Raw genomic sequence first — 18,029 nt, 5'->3', positions numbered from 1 at the left:
TCAGCAGTCGGAAGTGTCCATGTCAAAACTGGTGGAGAGTTCACGGTAAATCCACCGATGCGTACGGATCTTCACGTCGATGTCATTGCCTGCCCGTGACGTGCATATGACATCCCGTCGGAAACCTTGCTGCACGGAGGCGGCTCCCCGAATCTTTTGACGGGCGGTCAACGGAATCCCCCGTCACGCCCGGTGCGTACCACCCCGTACGCCACACCCCCCTTGGCGCGCGCACCACGGCGCACCACCGATGAGGAGGACCACCTCGCGATGGCAGTGATGCGTTCCACCACCCCCCATACCGCACCGAGGCGTCCGGCGAGGCTGCGGATCACCGCGGCGCTCACCGCGGCCTCGGCGGCCGCCGCCCTCGGCACACTCACCGCGCTCTCCGGCCCTGCCCACGCGGCGCCCGCCGAAGGCACCGTCGTGGGAGCCGGCGCGGCGGACGCGGTGCACGGCAGCTATATCGTGACGCTCAAGCGCGGCACCGGCCTCAAAGCCGCCTCCGCGGACGGCAGAAGCCTGATATCCGGGTACGGCGGCACAGTGCGGCGGACCTTCACCGCCGCGCTCAACGGCTACTCCGCCGCGCTCTCCGCGGACCAGGCGAGACGGCTGGCCGCCGATCCGGCCGTCGACCAGGTCTTCCAGGACCGTACGGTGCACGCCCTGGCCACCCAGACCAACCCGCCGTCCTGGGGCCTGGACCGGATCGACCAGGCGCAGCTGCCGCTCGACCAGAAGTACACCTACCCGGACACCGCGGGCTCCGGCGCCACCGTCTACGTCATCGACACCGGAGTACGCATCACCCACCAGGACTTCGGCGGGCGGGCGGCGTACGGCTACGACGCAGTGGACAACGACGACACCGCGCAGGACGGCAACGGCCACGGCACCCATGTCGCGGCGAACGCGGCGGGCACCGCATACGGCGTCGCCAAGAAGGCGAAGATCGTCGCGGTGCGGGTGCTGAACAACTCCGGCTCCGGGACCACCGCTCAGGTCGTCGCGGGCATCGACTGGGTCACCAAGAACCACAGCGGCCCCTCGGTGGCGAATGTGTCACTGGGTGGCGGCCCGGACGCGGCCCTGGACACCGCCGTGCAGAACTCCATCAAGAGCGGGGTGACCTACGCCGTCGCCGCCGGCAATTCGGGGGCGGACGCGCAGAACTTCTCCCCCCGCACGCGTCCCCGAGGCCCTCACGGTCGGCGCGACGACCTCCGCCGACGCGCGCGCCGGCTACTCCAACTACGGCTCGCGGGTGGACATCTTCGCGCCCGGCAGCAGCATCACCAGCGCCTGGAAGACCAACGACACCGCCACCAAGACCATCTCCGGCACCTCGATGGCCACCCCGCACGTGACGGGCGCCGCCGCGGTCTACCTCGCCGGGCACCCGACCGCCACCCCGGCCCAGGTCGCCAGGGCCCTGACGGACGGCGCCACCTCCGGAGTCGTGACCGACCCCGGCACCGGCTCGCCCAACAAGCTCCTGAAGCTCATCCCGTAATGCTGTTACAGGGGGCCCTGGGCGGCGCGTCGTCCAGGGCCCTCAGCCCGTGTGCCCGGACCGGCAGTCTCCGGGCATTCGGCGCGCGCTGCCGCCGTTGCGCCGTCTCCCGGCGCCCCGCACCGCCTCGGCGCCACCCCCGCACGCTTCCCCCTACCGTCTTGACGGGTGTCGGAGCGCTGCGTGACATTGAGGCCCGGCATCCGGCGCTTATAGGAGGCAAGGCTGCCAATGCAGACCAAGACCATCAACAGCGACAGACCAGCGGGTATGCCACCGCCCGACGACCGGCCGCCCAGCCGGCCCGCATGGTTTCTCGCAGGAGCGGCGTTCGGCATCGCCGCGATGGGGGCCGTGCTGGCGCTGGCCGATATCGACTCGCCGCTGCGCGCACCGTCCACCCTCTTCCTTCTCCTGGTGGCTCCGGCCCTCGCGATCGGCGCGGCGCTCGGCCGGATGGATCCGCTCGGCCGCGCCGTCGTCGCGGCGGCCGGCGCGCTGGCCGTCAATCTGCTGGTGGCGCAGGCGATGCTGGCGCTGCATATCTGGTCGGTGCGCGGCGGGGTGGTCGCCATGGCTGCGTTCAGCGGTGCCGTTCTGCTGCTGACGGCGGTCCGGAGAAGGGCCGGGCGGACCGGGCGGACCGACCAACCCCGCCGAACCGACCGAACCGACCAGACCGACCAGACCGACCGGATCGACCGGATCGACCGGGTCACCGCGAACCGGGCCGGCTGACGTGGACATCACGGTGCATCGCCCCGACGAGCTGACCGGGGCCGACCGGAGCGCCTGGACCGCCCTCCAGTCCCAGGCGTCGTCACTGGGATCGCCGCACCTAGCGAACCCGTTCCTCGCCCCCGAGTTCGCGCTGGCCGTCGGCCGCTGCCGGAGCGGGGTGCGGATCGCGGTGATCCGGGAGGACGGGCGGCCGGTGGCGTTTCTGCCCTTCGAGCGTTCGGCGCTCGGCGTGGGCCGCGCGATCGGCCTGGGCGTCTCGGACGCGCAGGGGCTGGTGCACCGGCCCGGTCTCCGGTGGGACGCCCGGGAGCTGCTGCACGCCTGCGGGCTGTCGATGCTGGAGTTCGATCACCTGGTGGAGGGTCAGAATCCTTTTGAGAACAGGTCGTTGAAGCCACACGCCTCACCCGTCATCGATATCCACGATGGATTTGCGGCGTATATGGGGCGGCTCCGCGAGCGGTCGCCGAAGTTCACCCGTACCACCCTCGCCAAGGAACGCAAGCTCCGCCGGGACGTCGGGCCGGTGCGCTACGTCCACGACGAACGCGACCCGGCGGCGCTGCTCACCCTCACCCGCTGGAAGTCCGCGCAGTACCGCAGGACCGGACGCAGCGACCGCTTCGCACACGACTGGATCGTGCGGCTCGTCCAAGAGCTCTTCCACACCCGAAGCGACTCCTTCGCGGGCCTGCTGTCGGTGCTGTACGCCGGCGAGCGGCCGATCGCGGCGCACTTCGGGCCGCGCTCCGCGTCCGTGCTGTCCTGCTGGTTTCCCGCGTACAACCCGGAGTTCGCGAAGTACTCCCCGGGCCTGGTGCTGCATCTGCACATGGTCGAGGAGGCCGCCGCGGCGTCGATGGCGTATCTCGATCTGGGTCGCGGCGAGGCCGAGTACAAGGACTCCCTGAAGTCGCGGGAGATCCGGGTGGCGGAGGGATGGGTGATGCGCCCTCACCCGGTGGCGTTGGGGCATTGGGCGCGGCGGGCGCCGGTGCGGGCGTTGCGCAATGCCGTACTGGCCCGCCCTGAGCTCCGCGAACCGGCGAGCCGGCTGCTCAAACAGGTGGGCCGCCTGCGGTCGGGGCGCTGAGGTTGTGCATCCGAACGGCCTTGTACGCGGGCGCACTTCACTGTCTACCGGTCAATTACGCCAAAGGGGATCTGTGGTTGGAGATCTTGCCATAGAGTCCCATTCATCAACATCGTCGTACATCCACCCGCATCGGACGATCATTGCCGGGCCGCTCCAGGGGAGGGAGCGGACGACACGATGAACGTCCGGCGCGAAGCGCGGTGGGGGGTCCCGCGCGGCCAGAACCATGTATGCCATCTCACCCTGTTCGTACGGCGATGCCTGCCGTCGAGCAAGGTGTGAACCCCCCTTTCGCACCGGACACACAGCCGGACCGCCCAGGGGAGGGCGGTCCACCGGACGGGAGGGAACCACCCGTGAGCTCGTTCCTCCGCCCTGTCGACGCGGCCGAACCGCCGCTGACGCTGTCGCCCGACCAGACCGTCTACCGGCCCGTTTCCTCGCACCTCGCCATCGCCCCGCCCGTCAGCGTCGTGATCCCGGCGATGAACGAGGCGGAGAATCTCCCGTACGTCTTCAAAACGCTGCCGGACTGGATTCACGAAGTGGTCCTGGTCGACGGCAATTCCACCGACGACACGGTCCGGACCGCACGTGGACTATGGCCGGGGATCACCGTTGTGCAGCAGCGCGGCAAGGGCAAAGGCGACGCGCTGATCAGCGGTTTCGCCGCCTGCACCGGCGACATCATCGTCATGATCGACGCTGATGGGTCGGCCGACGGCCACGAGATCGTCAGCTATGTCTCGGCGCTGGTCGCCGGGGCCGACTTCGCCAAGGGCTCACGCTTCGCCAACGGCGGCGGCACGGATGACATGACGCCGGTTCGCAAGCTCGGCAACCGGGTGCTGACCGCCGTCGTCAACGCCAAGTTCGGCGCCCGCTACACCGATCTGTGCTACGGCTACAACGCCTTCTGGCGGCGCTGCCTGGACCACATCGCCCTGGACTGCGCCGGGTTCGAGGTCGAGACGCTGATGAACATCAGGGTGGTCAAGGCCGGGCTGCGGGTGCAGGAGATCCCCAGCCACGAGTACCTCCGCATCCACGGCGTCAGCAATCTGCGGGCGGTGCGCGACGGGTTGCGGGTCCTGAAGGTGATCCTGCGCGAGCGCGGCGCCAGACGGAAGCGGACCGCCCCCACCCTGATCACCGGAGACGCGCTGTGAGCCTGCCGATCTCCGTGGTCATCTGCGTCTACACCGAGGACCGCTGGGCCGACATCCTGGCCGCGGTGGCCTCGGTGTACGGCCAGTCGCATCCCGCTCATGAAGTGCTGCTGGTAGTGGACCACCATCCGGCGTTGCTCGCCCGGCTGCGTACGCATTTCGCGAGAGGGGGCGGGGGCATGCCGGCCGCGGCATCATCGACTCCCCTGCACGTCATGGCCAATTCGGGCCCCCGCGGGCTGTCCGCGGGCCGTAACACCGGTATCGGGGCGGCGACCGGCGAGGTCATCGCCTTCCTCGACGACGATGCGGTGGCCGAGCGGGACTGGCTGCGGCATTTCGCCGAGGGCTACGCGGACCCGGCGGTGATGGCGGTCGGCGGACGCACCGAACCGGTGTGGGCGTCGGGCCGCCGGCCGCTGTGGTTCCCCGCCGAATTCGACTGGGTGGTGGGCTGTACGTACCGGGGCCTGCCACCGGGGAAGGTGCGGGTCCGCAATGTCCTGGGCGGCAACGCCTCCTTCCGCAGAGCGGCGTTCGACCTGGTCGGCGGCTTTGCGCACGGCATCGGCCGGGACGGTGACCGACGCCCGCTGGGTGGCGAGGAGACGGAGCTGTGCATCCGGATCGGCCACACCCTCCCGGAGGCGGTGCTGCTGATCGACGACCGGTCGGTCATCCATCACCGGGTCCCGGCGGCACGGCAGCGCTTCGGCTACTTCCGCGGCCGGGCGTACGCGGAGGGCCTGTCCAAGGCGCTGGTGGCACGGAACGTCGGCGCGCGGGACGGGCTGGCGACCGAGCGGCGTTACACGACCCGGGTGCTGCCGGCGGGCGTGCTGCGCGGGGTGCGGGACGCACTGCTGCGGCGGCCGGGCGGAGCCGGACGGGCGGGCGCGATAGTGGCGGGGGTGGCATGCGCGGTGGGCGGCTATGTGTGGGGGTCGGCGCGGACACGATGGAGACGCAGACGACATCCCGTATTACCCAAGGGAGTTGACGCCACCGGCGAGGGGGCGCCGGCATGACCGGTGAACCGTGCAAGGTGCCGATTCTCATGTATCACGCGGTGAAGGCGGCACCGACGCCCGCCATACGGGAGCTGTCCGTGGCACCCGGGGCGTTCGCGGAACAGCTCGCGGTGCTGGCCGAACGCGGCTTCACCCCGCTGACCACCGCCGCACTCGCCGCGTCCTGGCGGGGCGGCGGCCCGCTGCCGCCCAAACCGGTGCTGATCACCTTCGACGACGGCTACGAAGGCGTACACCGGTATGCACTGCCGGCCCTCGCCGCGCGCGGTTTCGCGGCCACCCTCTTCGTCTCGACGGGGTGGCTGCGCGGCCCGTACGACAGCGGCGGCGGACTGGACGCCATGCTCTCCTGGGGCCAGGTGCGGGAACTGGCCGCGGCCGGCACGGAGATCGGCGGGCACAGCCACAGTCATCCGCGGCTGGACGGGCTCGGCGACGAGCGGCTGCGCCATGAGGTGCTGCGCTGCAAGGAGATCATCGCCAAGGAGACCGGGGCGGTGCCGGAGTCCTTTGCCTATCCGTACGGCCACTCCAGCCGCCGGGTGCGCCGGACGGTGCGCGGGCTGGGCTTCCGGCAGGCGCTCGCGGTGGGCAATGCACTCGCGGACCGCCACCAGGGGCCGTACGCGCTGGCGCGACTGACGGTGCGACGAGGCATGAGCACCGAGGAGTTCGCGCGGATCGTCGAGGGTCGCGGTATCGCCCGTGTCTTCGCCCGGGATCGGGTACTCACCAAGGGGTACGCAGTGGTCCGCAGGGCGCGGCACGCGGTCCGGCTGTGTGTGCCCGACGGCTGAAAACCGTACGGCGCGCGCCTCTGACGGAAGGAAGGGCAGAGGAGCCGTGACGGACACGACCACCCGGGCCGATGGGCTCGGGCGCACGGAACGGGAGCGGCAGGACGGCGACCGGAAGCCGGGCGAACCAGCACGGGACTCCCGGAATCCACTGTTCCGCAATGCCTACGCACTGATGCTGAACACCGGTATATCCGGGCTGCTCGGCCTCGGGTTCTGGCTGGTCGCGGCGCGCTACTACACGGAGGCGGCGGTCGGCCAGGGCTCGGCGGCCATCGCCGCGATGAAGCTGCTGGCGGGGCTGACGGCACTGACGCTGACCGGCGCGCTGACCCGCTTCCTCCCGGTCGCCGGACGGGCCGCCGGACGGCTGATCTTCCGTACGTACGCGGGCAGTTCCGTCGTGGTGGCGCTCGCCGCGACCGTCTTCCTTCTCACCCTCGACCTGTGGGGCCCCTCCTACCGTTTTCTGCACGGCCCGCTCAACGGCCTCGGCTTCATCCTGGCCGTCGTCGCCTGGTCACTGCTCACCCTTCAGGACGGCGTACTGACCGGACTGCGCAGCGCGCTGTGGGTACCGGTCGGCAACCTCCTCTTCTCGGCGGTGAAGCTGGGGCTGCTGGTGGCGTTCGCCACCGCGATTCCCACGGCGGGTGTGTTCGTCTCCTGGGTCGCGGCCATCGCGGTGTCCGTGATTCCGCTGGGCTGGCTGGTGTTCCGGCGGCTGGTCCCGCGGCAGGCGTGGGCGACGGCGCGGACCGTTCGGCCACCGTCCCTGCGGGAGATCGGCCGCTTCCTGGCCGGCGACTACACCGGCTCGCTGTTCTCCCTCGCCGTCGTCCATCTCATCCCGGTGCTGGTGGCCTCGCAGGTCAGCACGTCGGACAACGCATACTTCTACATCACCGCCACCATCGGCGGAACGGTCAACGTGCTCGCCATCAACATGGGCGCCTCGCTGACCGTGGAAGGGGCGCACGATCCGGCGCGGCTGGCGCAGCACACCCGCGCCGCCCTGCGGCGGATGGCCCTCATCATGGTCCCGGCCTGCCTCCTCCTCTTCCTCTTCGCGCCGTACATCCTCGGCGTCTTCGGCCCGGGATACGCTGACGCGGCGACGCCGCTGCTGCGCTGGTTCACCGTCGGGGCGGTGCTGCGCGTCGTGATGGAGGTCTACTTCGCGGTGCTGCGCGCACAGAGCCGGACGACGGGACTCGCCTACATGCAGGGCCTGTTGTGCGTCCTCGTGCTCGGAATGACGCTGGTGCTGCTGCCGCGGATGGGGCTGGCGGGGGCCGGGGTCGCCGAGGTCTGCGCCCTGACGTTGATCGTCTCGATCGCCGCCGTCCGGCTCGGCCGGGTGCTGCGCGGGCATCCGTACACGCCCCTCGCCCGGGTCCCGGTGGACAGCCTCGCCCCGGACGGCGATCTGGCGGATCTGGCGGTGTACGGGGATCTCGGCGACGGGGTGCGGGCGGACGGGCCGGATCCGCACGCGGACTCCGGCGTCCAAGGACCGGCGCGGCGCCCGGCAGCCCCGCGCAGCGGCGACAAGAAGCGACGGCGCCGTACCCGGCAACGTACGGGCACTGCCTGTCGGCCCAGGCCAAGCGCAGCGGTATGGGTACTGCTGGCCGCCGCACTCGCACTGTTCTGGCTGCCGCTCCGCGGCATGGGCGACGCCGACCTGGACCGGATGAACGGTCTCGGTCTGGTCTCCGTGCTGCCCGCCACGACGCTGGCCGGAGTCGCCCTGCTGGTCACCTCGTTCGGCTGCGCCTTGTGGCTGTCCCGGCCGCGGCGCGTCCTGCTGACCGCCGTACTGCTGGTGACGGTGGTGACGCTGCATGCCCTCCCCGCCGTACTGGAGACGGAGCCGCGCTTCGCGACGGCCTGGCAGCATCTGGGCTTCCTCGACCACCTCGGCAGAACCGGCTCCGCGGTACCGGACCTGGACGCGCGCTGGAGCTGGCCGGGGTTCTTCGCGGCAGCGCAGTTCGTGGCCGAGGCGTGCGGCATCACCGACTTCACCGAGGTGCTGCGCTGGTGGCCGCTGACCCTTCAACTCCTCTTTCTGGCCCCGCTGTTCCTCCTTCTCAAGGCGATCCGGGTGAGCTGGCGGGCGAAGTGGTGCGCGGCCTGGCTGTTCGTCCTGTGCGGCTGGGTGGGCCAGGACTACTTCTCGCCCCAGGGCTTCACCTATCTCCTCTACCTCGCGTTTGTGGCGATCCTGCTGGTGTGGTTCCGACGTCCGGAGGCGACGGCACAACCGGCCAACCGCGGACGGCTCGTATTCCTCCTCACCGTACTGATCGCGCTGTTCGCAGCATCGGTCGCGGGCCATCAGCTCACCCCGTTCGTGATGCTCGGCGTCCTGACGGCCTTGGTGCTGCTCCGCCGCTCCACTCTCCGCGGCCTCCCGCTGCTGCTGGCCGTCATGGTCGCGTCATGGGTGGGCTTTCTGGCCGAGCCGTACTGGTCGGGACACTTCGACGAGCTGTTCGGCGGCCTCGGGGGCATCGGCGGCAATGTCTCCTCCTCCGTAACGGACCGGATCGGCGGCGGCGACAGCACCCACATGCTCGTCCTCTACACCCGGGTGGCACTGGCGGGCGGGGTCCTGACACTGGCCTGCTGGGGTGTGCTGCGCCGACGAGCGGTCGGCCTCACCCAACACTCGCTACTGGCTCTGACCTTCGTCCCGTTCCTGGCCTTCGGGATGCAGTCCTACGGCGGCGAGATGGCGCTGCGGGTCTTTCTGTTCGCGCTGCCCGGCGCGTGCGTGCTGGCGGCGCTGGCGCTGTTCCCACACATCGGCACCGGTCGGCGCCCGGCACCCGGTCTGCTGGCCGCGCTGCTGACGGGCCTGGTCCTCGCCTTCGGCTTCCTCGTCGCCCGCTGGGGCAACGAGCCGTTCGAACGGATCCGCCCCGGCGAGGTCGCGGCGATGGAGTACGTCTACGCCCATGACCGGCCGACGGTCCGGCTGCTGTGGCTGAGCGACGACCCCGTCAACCACGTCACCCCGGCGATGCCCTGGGGCGCCAAGGACATGGACCGGGTTCAGTACGTACCGACCCCGGCCCCCCGTGACCCGACCCTGACAGCCCCCGTCATCGCGGCCCTCCGGGACGCCGGGCCACGGTCGTATCTCATCGTCAACCACGGTCAGTCGGAGTCACTACGGCTGGACGCCGGCTACGGGCAGCACTGGGAGCGGCGGCTGCGCGCGGCCCTGGACCGGCGGCCGGAGCTGCGGCGAGTGCTGTCCAATGAGCATGCGGCGGTGTACGAGCCGGTCCGGCAACCGGTGGGCGAGGTGCCGCAGCCGCGTCCGGGCCCGGCCGGACCGCAGGTGACCTGGACGCCGTGGTCGGTGATCGGCGCGCTTGCGGCGGTCGTGGCGATGCTGTTGCTGGCGGCCCGCGAGGCGCTTCGGGTCGCTTGCGTACCCGGCGCGCGCCAACGCCGCTGGCTACAAGTCTCGTTCCGGCTGGCAATCGCACCGTTGCTCGTCCTTCTCGCGTCACTCGTCCATCGATTCATGACGATGTCGTGAGGGGTGCTGAGCTACGGGCACGGGCAGCACATCAGGCTGCCCGCTTGAGCCACCGCACCTCATAGCCGTCGAGTGCCACGCCCTGCCCGTCGACAGTCACCGAGCTCCGCCGGCTCCCGGTGTTGACGACCAGCACCGTCCGGCCACCGGCCAGCGCCCGGACCGCCGAACGGCCGTCCCCCGCCACGTCGACATCGGCCGGCCGCGTCCCCGGCGGAAAGGCACGGGAGAACCGGGACAGCAGCCGCATCATCGCCAACTCCCGCCCACCATCGGCGAGTTCGGTACTTCGCCAGAGACATCCCGGGCAGTCGGCGCCCTCGTTCTGCGGGTTCCAGTAGAAGCCGCCGGTGGCGCCGCCCGCCGCCATCTCGATGAGCGCGGTGGCCTGCGCGGCGGTCCGCTTCCGCTCGGTCCAGCCACCCCGCTTGTCGTTCTCGTCCGCGACCTCGACGTACCACTCGGCCCACCACAACGGCAGCCCGGTCTCCTTGCGGATCCAGCGCCCCACATCGGCGAATTTCCGGGTGGCCGCGAACGGGTCCGGCGCGTAGCGATGGCTCTTGCTGTAACTGGATCCGTCGACGACGACGAAATCCGCTCCCGTCTTGTGCCGGTTCCAGTACGTGAGGGCGTCGAGCGAACGTCGATCGACCGTCCCCCAGGTCCCTTTCAGCTCGGAGGCATACTCTCCGTCCCCAGAAACCTGACTGTCCATCACCACGTAGGGCCCGCCCACCCGGTTATCCCTATTCACCTTCTTGACTTCCCGGTGGACCAGATTGTAAAGGCGGGTGTACCCCTCATAATTCCAGCGCCCTAGCGAATCATCGAAGAACCCCTTGAATTCATTCCACACAACAAAGTTCCGGACGTCCGGATAGCGTCGGGCGATCTTCCCCGCGAGGGCGGCGAAGTCCGCATAATGCGCCGGGTCGGGGGCCTTCTCCAGCGCACTCCAGTCGGTGTCGCCGGCCCGGCCGCCCTTCATCCAGTCCGGCGCGCAGCACAGCGTCAGCACAGGTGTGCCACCGGTCCGGCGAACGAATGCGATACGACGGTCCAGATCGGTGAAGTCATAATGCCCCGGGCTCGGTTCGGGATTCCGCGCACCCCAGCCCATGATGTGCTGATTCTGCGGCACCGGGTTGGCGGACAACAGCCGTTCGGCCCGCTCGACGGCACGATCCGTACCCTGGTCCGCGCTGAATTGGGTGTGGGTGAATCCCCAGCCGATGCCGGGCCGCGCGGCAGACGACGCATGCGGCGACCGCGTATCAAACGGAATTCCGCACACCAGCAACAACATCGCGAGGACACCCGCCCCCACGACGACCCCGACCCCCATCCCGACCGCCGAGACCCCACGTTGCCGCTGACGCTGACGTTTCCCACCAAGACGTCGCACAGCGGACAAGACTAGCCTTGATAATCCGTGTACGTGGGGGACGGTATGGCGGATCATGGCCGCATGTGTGCCGATCGCATCCAGCCGCCCGCCGCCGAGGAGTCCCTTCCGATCCGTCTCAACCTGGACGACAGCGACTCCCCCTCCGATGTCGTCGACGCGCTCTTCCTCGGGCGCTTCGCCACGGGCGACCAGCCCTACGCCCGCAGCTGTTCCGTAGAGCGGGTGAAGTCCGGTCTTACGCTGCTGCCGCCCGGCGCGCGGATTCTGCGCTCCGCGCGCGACGACGACCGCAGCGCCACCCTGGCCGAGGGCGACGGCTTCACGCTGCTGATCTCCCGCTGGAACCGCGGCGCCGATGTGACGGTCACCGCCGTCAGCGACGAGCTGGCCGAGAAGGTGCTGCGGCAGTCGGCGGACGGCGCCGAGGACGAGCCGGAACCGCGGCCGGACAACGTCTCCATGGGCTTCTGGTACTACTCGCCGCGCCGCGGGCCGCACCGTACGTCCCGGCAGATCTCGGCCGGCACCTGGGAGGAGATCCGGCCCAACTACACCGCGCCGGTGGCCGAGGCGATGGACCGGCTGATGAAGGTGGCACCGGACGAGATCGCCGGCCGGCTGCTGTTGCTGCACGGCCCGCCCGGTACCGGCAAGACCTCCGCGCTGCGTACGCTCGCCCGCTCCTGGCGCGACTGGTGCCAAGTGGACTGCGTACTGGACCCGGAACGCCTCTTCAACGACGTCGGCTACCTCATGGACATCGCCATCGGCGAGGACGACAGCACCGGCAAGGGCCGCTGGCGGCTGCTGCTCCTGGAGGACTGCGACGAACTCATCCGCGGCGAGGCCAAGCACACCGCGGGCCAGGCCCTGTCCAGGCTGCTCAATCTCACGGACGGGCTCCTCGGCCAGGGCCGCAACGTCCTGGTCGGCGTCACCACCAACGAGGACCTGGAACGGATGCACCCCGCGGTGGTCCGCCCCGGCCGCTGTCTGGCCCGTATCGAGGTCGGCCCGCTGAACCGCAGGGAAGCGGCGAACTGGCTCGGCACGGAAGAGGGCATCGGCCGCGAGGGCGCCTCCCTCGCCGAACTGTACGCACTGCGCCGCGGCACCCGCCCGGCATCGGTCCCGGCCCAGGAATCGGGCGCGGATGCGGGGATGTACTTGTGAGGGGAGATGTACTTGTGAGGGGGATGTACTTGTGAGGGGAGGCCGGCGAGGCTCGCCCGATCGCTACGCTACGTGATCGGTACCGAGGCCACGGCCCCGGTACGCCACGCCTGGCTGGGCTCGGAGTGGACCGCCGCAATACCGACTCCGCAGCCTGAGCTCTCGCCGGAGGGGGTCAGGGCGAAGCGCCGGTCGGGGAATACGGGATTGGCCAGGGGGATGAGCGAGCCATCCGGTCCACGACCGAAGAGTTGTTTGTCGTGTTCGGATTCGTCCGCCGAGAAGGCACAACTCCACACCCCGACCCAGCCGTGGACACTGCCACCGGAATCCAGACAGAAGCCGGGGTCGGCGTAGTTGCGGATGAACCCGTCGCCGGTGACATGCCACTTCTGTGTGGGGGTGCCCGCACAGGTGCGGGCGACGACGTCCGCGCCGTACTGCGGGAACTGGCCCTGCACGTCCAGGCACAGGCCGGACCGGCCGTTGATGAGCTCGGTGTACGTGCGGACCTTCGCGTGTGCGTGCACCGGGGCGGGTCTCGGACGGGCGGGAGCGCTGTGCCGGGGGGACGGTGCGTGGCTCTTGGCGGGCTCGGCCGAGTGCCTGGGCGATGGCGGGTCTCTGGGTTCGGGTGTCGTGCTGACGGCAGGCGCAGGGGTGGCGGTCGCCCTCGCGTCGGGGGCGGAACGGGAGGTGTCCCCGGGCGGAGGGCCGGCGGCGGAGCCGGTGTTGCCGCCCGTCATCGGCAGTGGAACCAGGGCGGCGGCCGCGACGGTCAGCCCCACGGCCGCTGTGATGCTCGCCGCCGGGAACCTGCCGGCAAGGGAACGCAGCCGCCCGGCGCCCGAGGCGGATACGGTCTTGTGGGCGGCGTGGGCAGCCGCGTGGCGGCCATGAGTGCGGGGGCGCCTCCCGGCCACCAGGGCGGCACCACCCCAGGGAAGCAGGGCTTGTGCCAGCACCGCGTCCGGATGCTCGTTCATAGCGGCCAGATCGGCGCGGAGACGAGAGCAGGAGGGACATTCGGCCAGGTGCTGATCGAGGTCATCACTGGCGCGCGCGCCACCGCGGCGGGTGGCAGCTTCCAACAGCGAGCCGAAACGGCGGCATTGCTCATCGTCGGGATGGTCGGCGTGTACCTGCAGGCAGACCCGGCGAAGATGCTCCAGAGCACGTTGCCCGACGAGGTGCACGGTCCTCGGCTGCACGCCCAGGAACCGGCTGGTCTCCGCGAGGTCGTCGTGCTCCACGACGGCGTGCCACAGGACGACGCGGGCTCGCTCCGGTAGCCGGCGGAAGGCCCGCAGTACCCGGCTGTCGTCCACCCATGGCCGTACGGCGGGCGATTGGCCGGGGCCGCCCCGCGCGGCCTCATCCAGCCAGGCGACGAAGTCAGGAGCGAGGTCTTCTCGTCGGCCGGCGGCGGCCCACCGGACCGCGGTTTGCGGGACATGAAGGAGCAGGTCGTACCGCAACGGCTGCTCGACACCTGGCGCGGTACGGATGTCGCGCACGGCGCTCTGGAACGCCTCCAGGGCCAGGGACTCGGCGGATGCCGCACCTCCGCACAGACGGGCATAGTCGAGCAGGGCGGGAAGGTGACGTCGGCGCAGTTCGGCCGCGGCCTTTCCGATCCTCTTTCTGCGGGCCCGGATTTCCTCCGTGGATATCCGTCTTTCCGCCGCGGATACCCGTCGGCCCGTCGGCACGCGTATCGCGGGGATGCGCAGGATCAAGACGAGTGCCGCGTCGGACAGTTCGGCCCACGGCACGGCTTCCTGACCGCTTCCCGGCCCGGACGTCGCGACGGAGTCGGCGCCGGCCATGACGTCCACCTGCTGAAGATCAGACATTTCTGCGGCCTGCCTCCTTCCTGGTCGGTCGTGAAGGGAGTGCCAGTCAATGACGCCCGCCGCCGGGTACACAACGGATTGCGGATACAGCTGTGCCTGTCTCTGGGCCCCGCCCCGCAAATATCTACGGCAGGTTCCTGCGGTGGGCATCGCCAATACCTGCGGACGGCACAGCGAGACCGACCGGTCATGTTCGGTGATTTCGCGTGGGTCTTCGCAGGAGGCGCACTGCATGTGATGGCGACAACCGCCGAAGCGGCATCGTGCGAGGCAGCCGCGGACACCGAGAAGCGCGCCGGCGGCGCGATGGCCGGAATGGTCGACGCGGGGCGCCGCGGGCGGTCATCGGCAGGGCACCGGGGGCTTGGTGCGGTGATCAGCGGTGGGACATGCCGGTTGGCTGCTCCAGGCCGGTTGGCTCCATGCCGCCCAGCACCCGGGCAAGGTCGCCTCGTCCGTTGATGTCGAGTTTGCGGAAGGCCCTGGTGAGATGGAACTCCACGGTTCGGCAGGTGATGAACAACGTCGAGGCGATCTGCTGGTTGGTCATCCCCTCGGCAGCGAGGGTGGCGATACGGCATTCCCTGCTGGTCAGCGCGGAGACGCCGGACAGCCGTTTACGGCGCGGGCGGGCGCCAGTGGCGAGCAGCGCCCGGTACACGCGCTCGGTCAGCGGCGCGGCACCGGATGTGTCGGCCAGGTCGAGGGCCTGCCGGAGCCGAGCACGGGATTCCTTGACGTGCCCGTCCTTGTGCAGGGCCTCGCCCAGGTCGGTCAGGGCGTGCGCGAGGTCGACGCGCGCCGGTATCGATTCCAGCAGGGTGACCGCTTCGGCCAGTGAGTCGATCGCAGCCGGGCCGGTACGGAGCAGTCCGAGGCCGCGCAGACTCGCCGCGACGGTGCGCGGACTGCCCCATGCGCGAGCGAGCTCCAGTTCCTCCCGGGCCAAGCGCGTCGCCGTGGCACGGTCGCCGAGGTGCCGGTGGACCAGGGCGGCTTCGGAGCGCCATGGGACCAGCGCGGGGTTGTCGTAGCCACCCGCCATCTGACGGCTGCCGCACTCCTCCAGATCGGCCAGGGCGGCCCGGGGCTGGCCCTGCGCCAGCCGCAGCCGGGCCCGCGCGGCGAACAGCGGCGTCCAGCTCCAGTGCCTGCCCACCGGTCCCTCGAACGGGCCCCGGCACACCCGGGCGGCCTCGGCGACATCACCGAGGTCGAGCAGGGCGTGAACGGCCTGGGAAGTGGAGAAGGGCCGGTAGCGCTGGTCGGCCGGTGCCAGGTCGAGCGCCTGCCTGCTGTAGCCCAGGGCCGTGCGGGGGTCTCCCAGCCGGTAGGCCACCTCGGTCCGGATGGACAGCAGCCATGACCGCAGCGGCGGCGGCTGCCCCTCCAACGCGGTACCCACCACGCGCTGGTACCAGCCCGCGGCCTCGTCCAGCCGATCCGCGTGCAGCAGCGCGATGATGCCGAAGGCACCGGTGAGCACGGGATCCGCGGGCGGGCCGAACCGGGCCAGAGCGCGCTCGGCCAACGTGGCGGTGGTGCGCGCGCACTGCCCGGTGAGGGTGTTCTTCAGCGCGAGCGCCGCCATCAGGAGACGCTGTCCAGGAGTGTCACCGGGCAGGTCGTCGCCGATGCCGCCCTGGTTGATCCACACATCCGCCAACCGCGGGGTCTCCTCCAACAGCAGCAGGATGCCCTGCGCCCACAGGCGGTACAGGGACTCGCGGTCGGCCTCGGGGATCTCGTCGGCGAGCGCATCCAACAGGCCGATGGCTTCTTCGGCCCGGCCGGTACGGGTCAGCGCTTCGGCCAGGTGCGGGACCAGCTGGGCGCGCCGGGCCGGTTCGGGCTCCTCGTCCACAGCCGTACGCAGATGCTCGGCGGCGACCGCCGGGTCCGTGTGGACCTCGGCAATGCCCAGTTGGGCGAGGATCGCGGCACGGTCGGTCTCAGCCGGTGGTTCCCGCAGTGCCCGCCGCAGGTACGCGCCGGCGTTGTGCATATCGTGCCGGTCCAGTGCCTGCTGGGCGGCTTCCCGCAGCACCCGTACCCGCCACTGCTGTCCCTCCGGTTCCGTGGCGAGAAGCAGCCCCGCCACCTCCCGCTCGTCCCCGCCGAGAGCCAGCAGGGCGCCGGCCGCACGGGCGGGGAGCTCGTGCCGGTGGTCCGGATCCGCCTGGGCCAGCAGCGCCTCCCGCAGCAGGGGATGGCGCAGCCGCCACGGCGGCCCCGGCTCCAGCAGACCGGCCTGCTCCAGGACGGTGACCGCGCCGGCCACGGCAACATCGTCGAGCCCGGTGACCTCCCGCAGCAGCGCCATGCTGGAAATGCTTTCCAGTACGGCCACCGTGGCGGCCACCGACGGGACCGCGGGCGAGTGCCGCCGCAGCAGAACCGGCAGGTGGTGAACCAGGGAACGGGCCGTCAGCGCGGCCACCCTGGGCAGCTCCGGACCCGTCGGCGGAACGCCGCTGCGGGCGAGGTCGTCGGCCAGCGCCCGCAGCAGATACGGATTGCCGCCGGTGGCCAGTCCGTACAACTCGGCCACCTCGGGGCCGGGTTCAGCACCCACCGCCGTTCCGATGCACTGCGCGGCGGAGGTCGGCGACAGGGGTCCGGGCCACAGGCGCCGGCATCCGGGATGGGCGGCCAGCTGAGCCGTCAGCGCATCGTCGGCCGCACTCTCACCGGTGCGCACCGCGACGGCCAGCGATACCCGGCTGCCACGCAACCGGCGCGCCAGGTAGGTCAGCCACTGCCGTGAGCGGAGATCCGCTCGGTGCGCGTCATCGACCAGGAGCAGCAGCGGCGCACGCTCCGCCATCCGCACCGCCACCAGATAGAGCCCGTGCAGCTGGGAGAAGGGCACGTCCAGCGGATCGGTGCCGGACTGGGTGTCCTCGGTCTGCTGCTCGAAGACCGCCCGGGCGATGCCGGCGGCCCCGGCCAGCAGCGAAGCCCGTTCGCCGGGACCGGCCGCGTCGAGGGCCGGTTCGAGCAGCTGGCGGACCACACCGAACGAAAGGCCCTGCTCCAGCCCGCAGCAGCTGGCCTGAAGTACCGTCAGCCCTCGTCGGGAGGCGTGCCGGGTCACCACCGCCAGCAGGGTGCTCTTGCCCACCCCGGCCGGGCCCTCGATCAGCGCCAGCGCCTCCCCGCCACCGCTCGCCTCCTCGACCAGCGAGGCCAGGTCGGCGAATTCCACGGCCCGCTCCACCAGCCCGGAGGGGTCGGCGCTCATTTCGCGGTCGGCTTCGGTTATGTGCTCAATCACGCCGGAGAACGCGTCCTTTACGGGCCCGCAACGGGGCCGGCGCCGAACCGATCGGCCGACCACCGGACGTACGAACTGCTGTGGATGATTGCGGAATCGGCCTGCCGGTCATGGCTCGACTGTCTCGACTGTCCAGCCACAGCACATTCCCGGCATCATCGACTCCGGTGTTATCGGCTCCGGCCCTGTCGACTCGGCACGGCGCCTTGCTCAAAGAGGTCAAAGGGGCTCCTGCGAATGGGGGTTGGCGGGGCCGCGTGTACCAGAATTTATACCTCCACCCGGTACCTTTCGAGGATCCCGTAGATCAAGAGATCTTGCCCGTTTGAGCCGCTGCCCCACCTGATATTTACGCAGGTCAGCGCGGCACCGTGCGAGGCATTCGGCATTCCCGTTGACC

The 18,029-nt window shown here is 70.6% G+C and carries 11 protein-coding genes and 1 pseudogene; 8 read left to right on the top strand and 4 right to left on the bottom strand.

Going from position 1 to position 18,029, the window contains the following annotated elements:
* Positions 1-167 precede the first annotated feature (167 nt).
* Positions 168-383 carry a hypothetical protein gene (locus AB0I10_RS07400; protein ID WP_363151588.1) on the bottom strand — a complete coding sequence of 72 codons (216 nt, stop codon included), beginning with the start codon at positions 381-383 and terminating at the stop codon, positions 168-170.
* On the opposite strand from AB0I10_RS07400, the pseudogene AB0I10_RS07395 reads away from it, so the two are divergent.
* The 7 genes and pseudogenes from AB0I10_RS07395 (at position 280) to AB0I10_RS07365 (ending at position 9,912) form a co-directional block, all read left to right on the top strand.
* Positions 280-1,519 (top strand): annotated as a pseudogene (locus AB0I10_RS07395) (S8 family peptidase). The gene AB0I10_RS07400 and the pseudogene AB0I10_RS07395 sit on opposite strands and share 104 nt — an antisense overlap.
* A 231-nt stretch (positions 1,520-1,750) precedes the next feature.
* Positions 1,751-2,257 carry a hypothetical protein gene (locus AB0I10_RS07390; protein WP_363151371.1) on the top strand — a complete coding sequence of 169 codons (507 nt, stop codon included), beginning with the start codon at positions 1,751-1,753 and terminating at the stop codon, positions 2,255-2,257.
* A gap of 1 nt (position 2,258) precedes the next feature.
* A complete protein-coding gene (locus AB0I10_RS07385) occupies positions 2,259-3,353 on the top strand; it encodes a GNAT family N-acetyltransferase (protein WP_363151370.1) in 1,095 nt (364 codons plus the stop codon).
* 401 nt (positions 3,354-3,754) lie between these two features.
* Complete coding sequence (locus AB0I10_RS07380) at positions 3,755-4,525, top strand: glycosyltransferase family 2 protein (protein ID WP_363151578.1); 771 nt, start codon at positions 3,755-3,757, stop codon at positions 4,523-4,525.
* Positions 4,522-5,553, top strand: a complete 1,032-nt coding sequence (locus tag AB0I10_RS07375) for a glycosyltransferase family 2 protein (protein WP_363151369.1) — start codon at positions 4,522-4,524, stop codon at positions 5,551-5,553. Before AB0I10_RS07380 ends, AB0I10_RS07375 begins: the two co-directional genes overlap by 4 nt.
* Positions 5,554-5,582: 29 nt before the next feature.
* On the top strand, positions 5,583-6,353 hold the full coding sequence (locus AB0I10_RS07370; protein ID WP_363151368.1) for a polysaccharide deacetylase family protein: 771 nt from the start codon (positions 5,583-5,585) through the stop codon (positions 6,351-6,353).
* A 175-nt stretch (positions 6,354-6,528) separates the two neighbouring features.
* On the top strand, positions 6,529-9,912 hold the full coding sequence (locus AB0I10_RS07365) for a lipopolysaccharide biosynthesis protein (protein ID WP_363151577.1): 3,384 nt from the start codon (positions 6,529-6,531) through the stop codon (positions 9,910-9,912).
* Between the two features lie 31 nt (positions 9,913-9,943).
* Here the strand turns inward: AB0I10_RS07365 and AB0I10_RS07360 are convergent, their stop codons facing one another.
* Entirely contained in the window at positions 9,944-11,221 is a 1,278-nt protein-coding gene (locus AB0I10_RS07360; protein ID WP_363151367.1) for a xylan 1,4-beta-xylosidase, read from the bottom strand.
* 162 nt (positions 11,222-11,383) lie between these two features.
* On the opposite strand from AB0I10_RS07360, the gene AB0I10_RS07355 reads away from it, so the two are divergent.
* Entirely contained in the window at positions 11,384-12,496 is a 1,113-nt protein-coding gene (locus AB0I10_RS07355) for a DUF5925 domain-containing protein (protein WP_363151366.1), read from the top strand.
* A gap of 68 nt (positions 12,497-12,564) precedes the next feature.
* Here the strand turns inward: AB0I10_RS07355 and AB0I10_RS07350 are convergent, their stop codons facing one another.
* A complete protein-coding gene (locus AB0I10_RS07350) occupies positions 12,565-14,352 on the bottom strand; it encodes a ricin-type beta-trefoil lectin domain protein (protein ID WP_363151365.1) in 1,788 nt (595 codons plus the stop codon).
* Between the two features lie 376 nt (positions 14,353-14,728).
* Positions 14,729-17,629, bottom strand: a complete 2,901-nt coding sequence (locus tag AB0I10_RS07345; protein WP_363151364.1) for an AAA family ATPase — start codon at positions 17,627-17,629, stop codon at positions 14,729-14,731.
* Between the last annotated feature and the right edge of the window lie 400 nt (positions 17,630-18,029).

The sequence above is a fragment of the Streptomyces sp. NPDC050636 genome (genome assembly GCF_040654775.1).
Taxonomy (GTDB): Bacteria; Actinomycetota; Actinomycetes; order Streptomycetales; family Streptomycetaceae; genus Streptomyces.
Note: the sequence above shows the minus strand (reverse complement) of the source record. Positions and strands in the feature narration are given on the sequence as shown.

What these genes read in the sequence shown, in the direction of transcription:
- AB0I10_RS07365 (WP_363151577.1), top strand. Translation starts at nt 6,529, where the DNA reads ATGCTGAACACCGGTATATCCGGGCTGCTCGGCCTCGGGTTCTGGCTG.
- AB0I10_RS07360 (WP_363151367.1), bottom strand. Translation starts at nt 11,221, where the DNA reads ATGTTGTTGCTGGTGTGCGGAATTCCGTTTGATACGCGGTCGCCGCAT.
- AB0I10_RS07370 (WP_363151368.1), top strand. Translation starts at nt 5,583, where the DNA reads ATGTATCACGCGGTGAAGGCGGCACCGACGCCCGCCATACGGGAGCTG.
- AB0I10_RS07350 (WP_363151365.1), bottom strand. Translation starts at nt 14,352, where the DNA reads ATGTCTGATCTTCAGCAGGTGGACGTCATGGCCGGCGCCGACTCCGTC.
- AB0I10_RS07390 (WP_363151371.1), top strand. Translation starts at nt 1,751, where the DNA reads ATGCAGACCAAGACCATCAACAGCGACAGACCAGCGGGTATGCCACCG.
- AB0I10_RS07355 (WP_363151366.1), top strand. Translation starts at nt 11,384, where the DNA reads ATGTGTGCCGATCGCATCCAGCCGCCCGCCGCCGAGGAGTCCCTTCCG.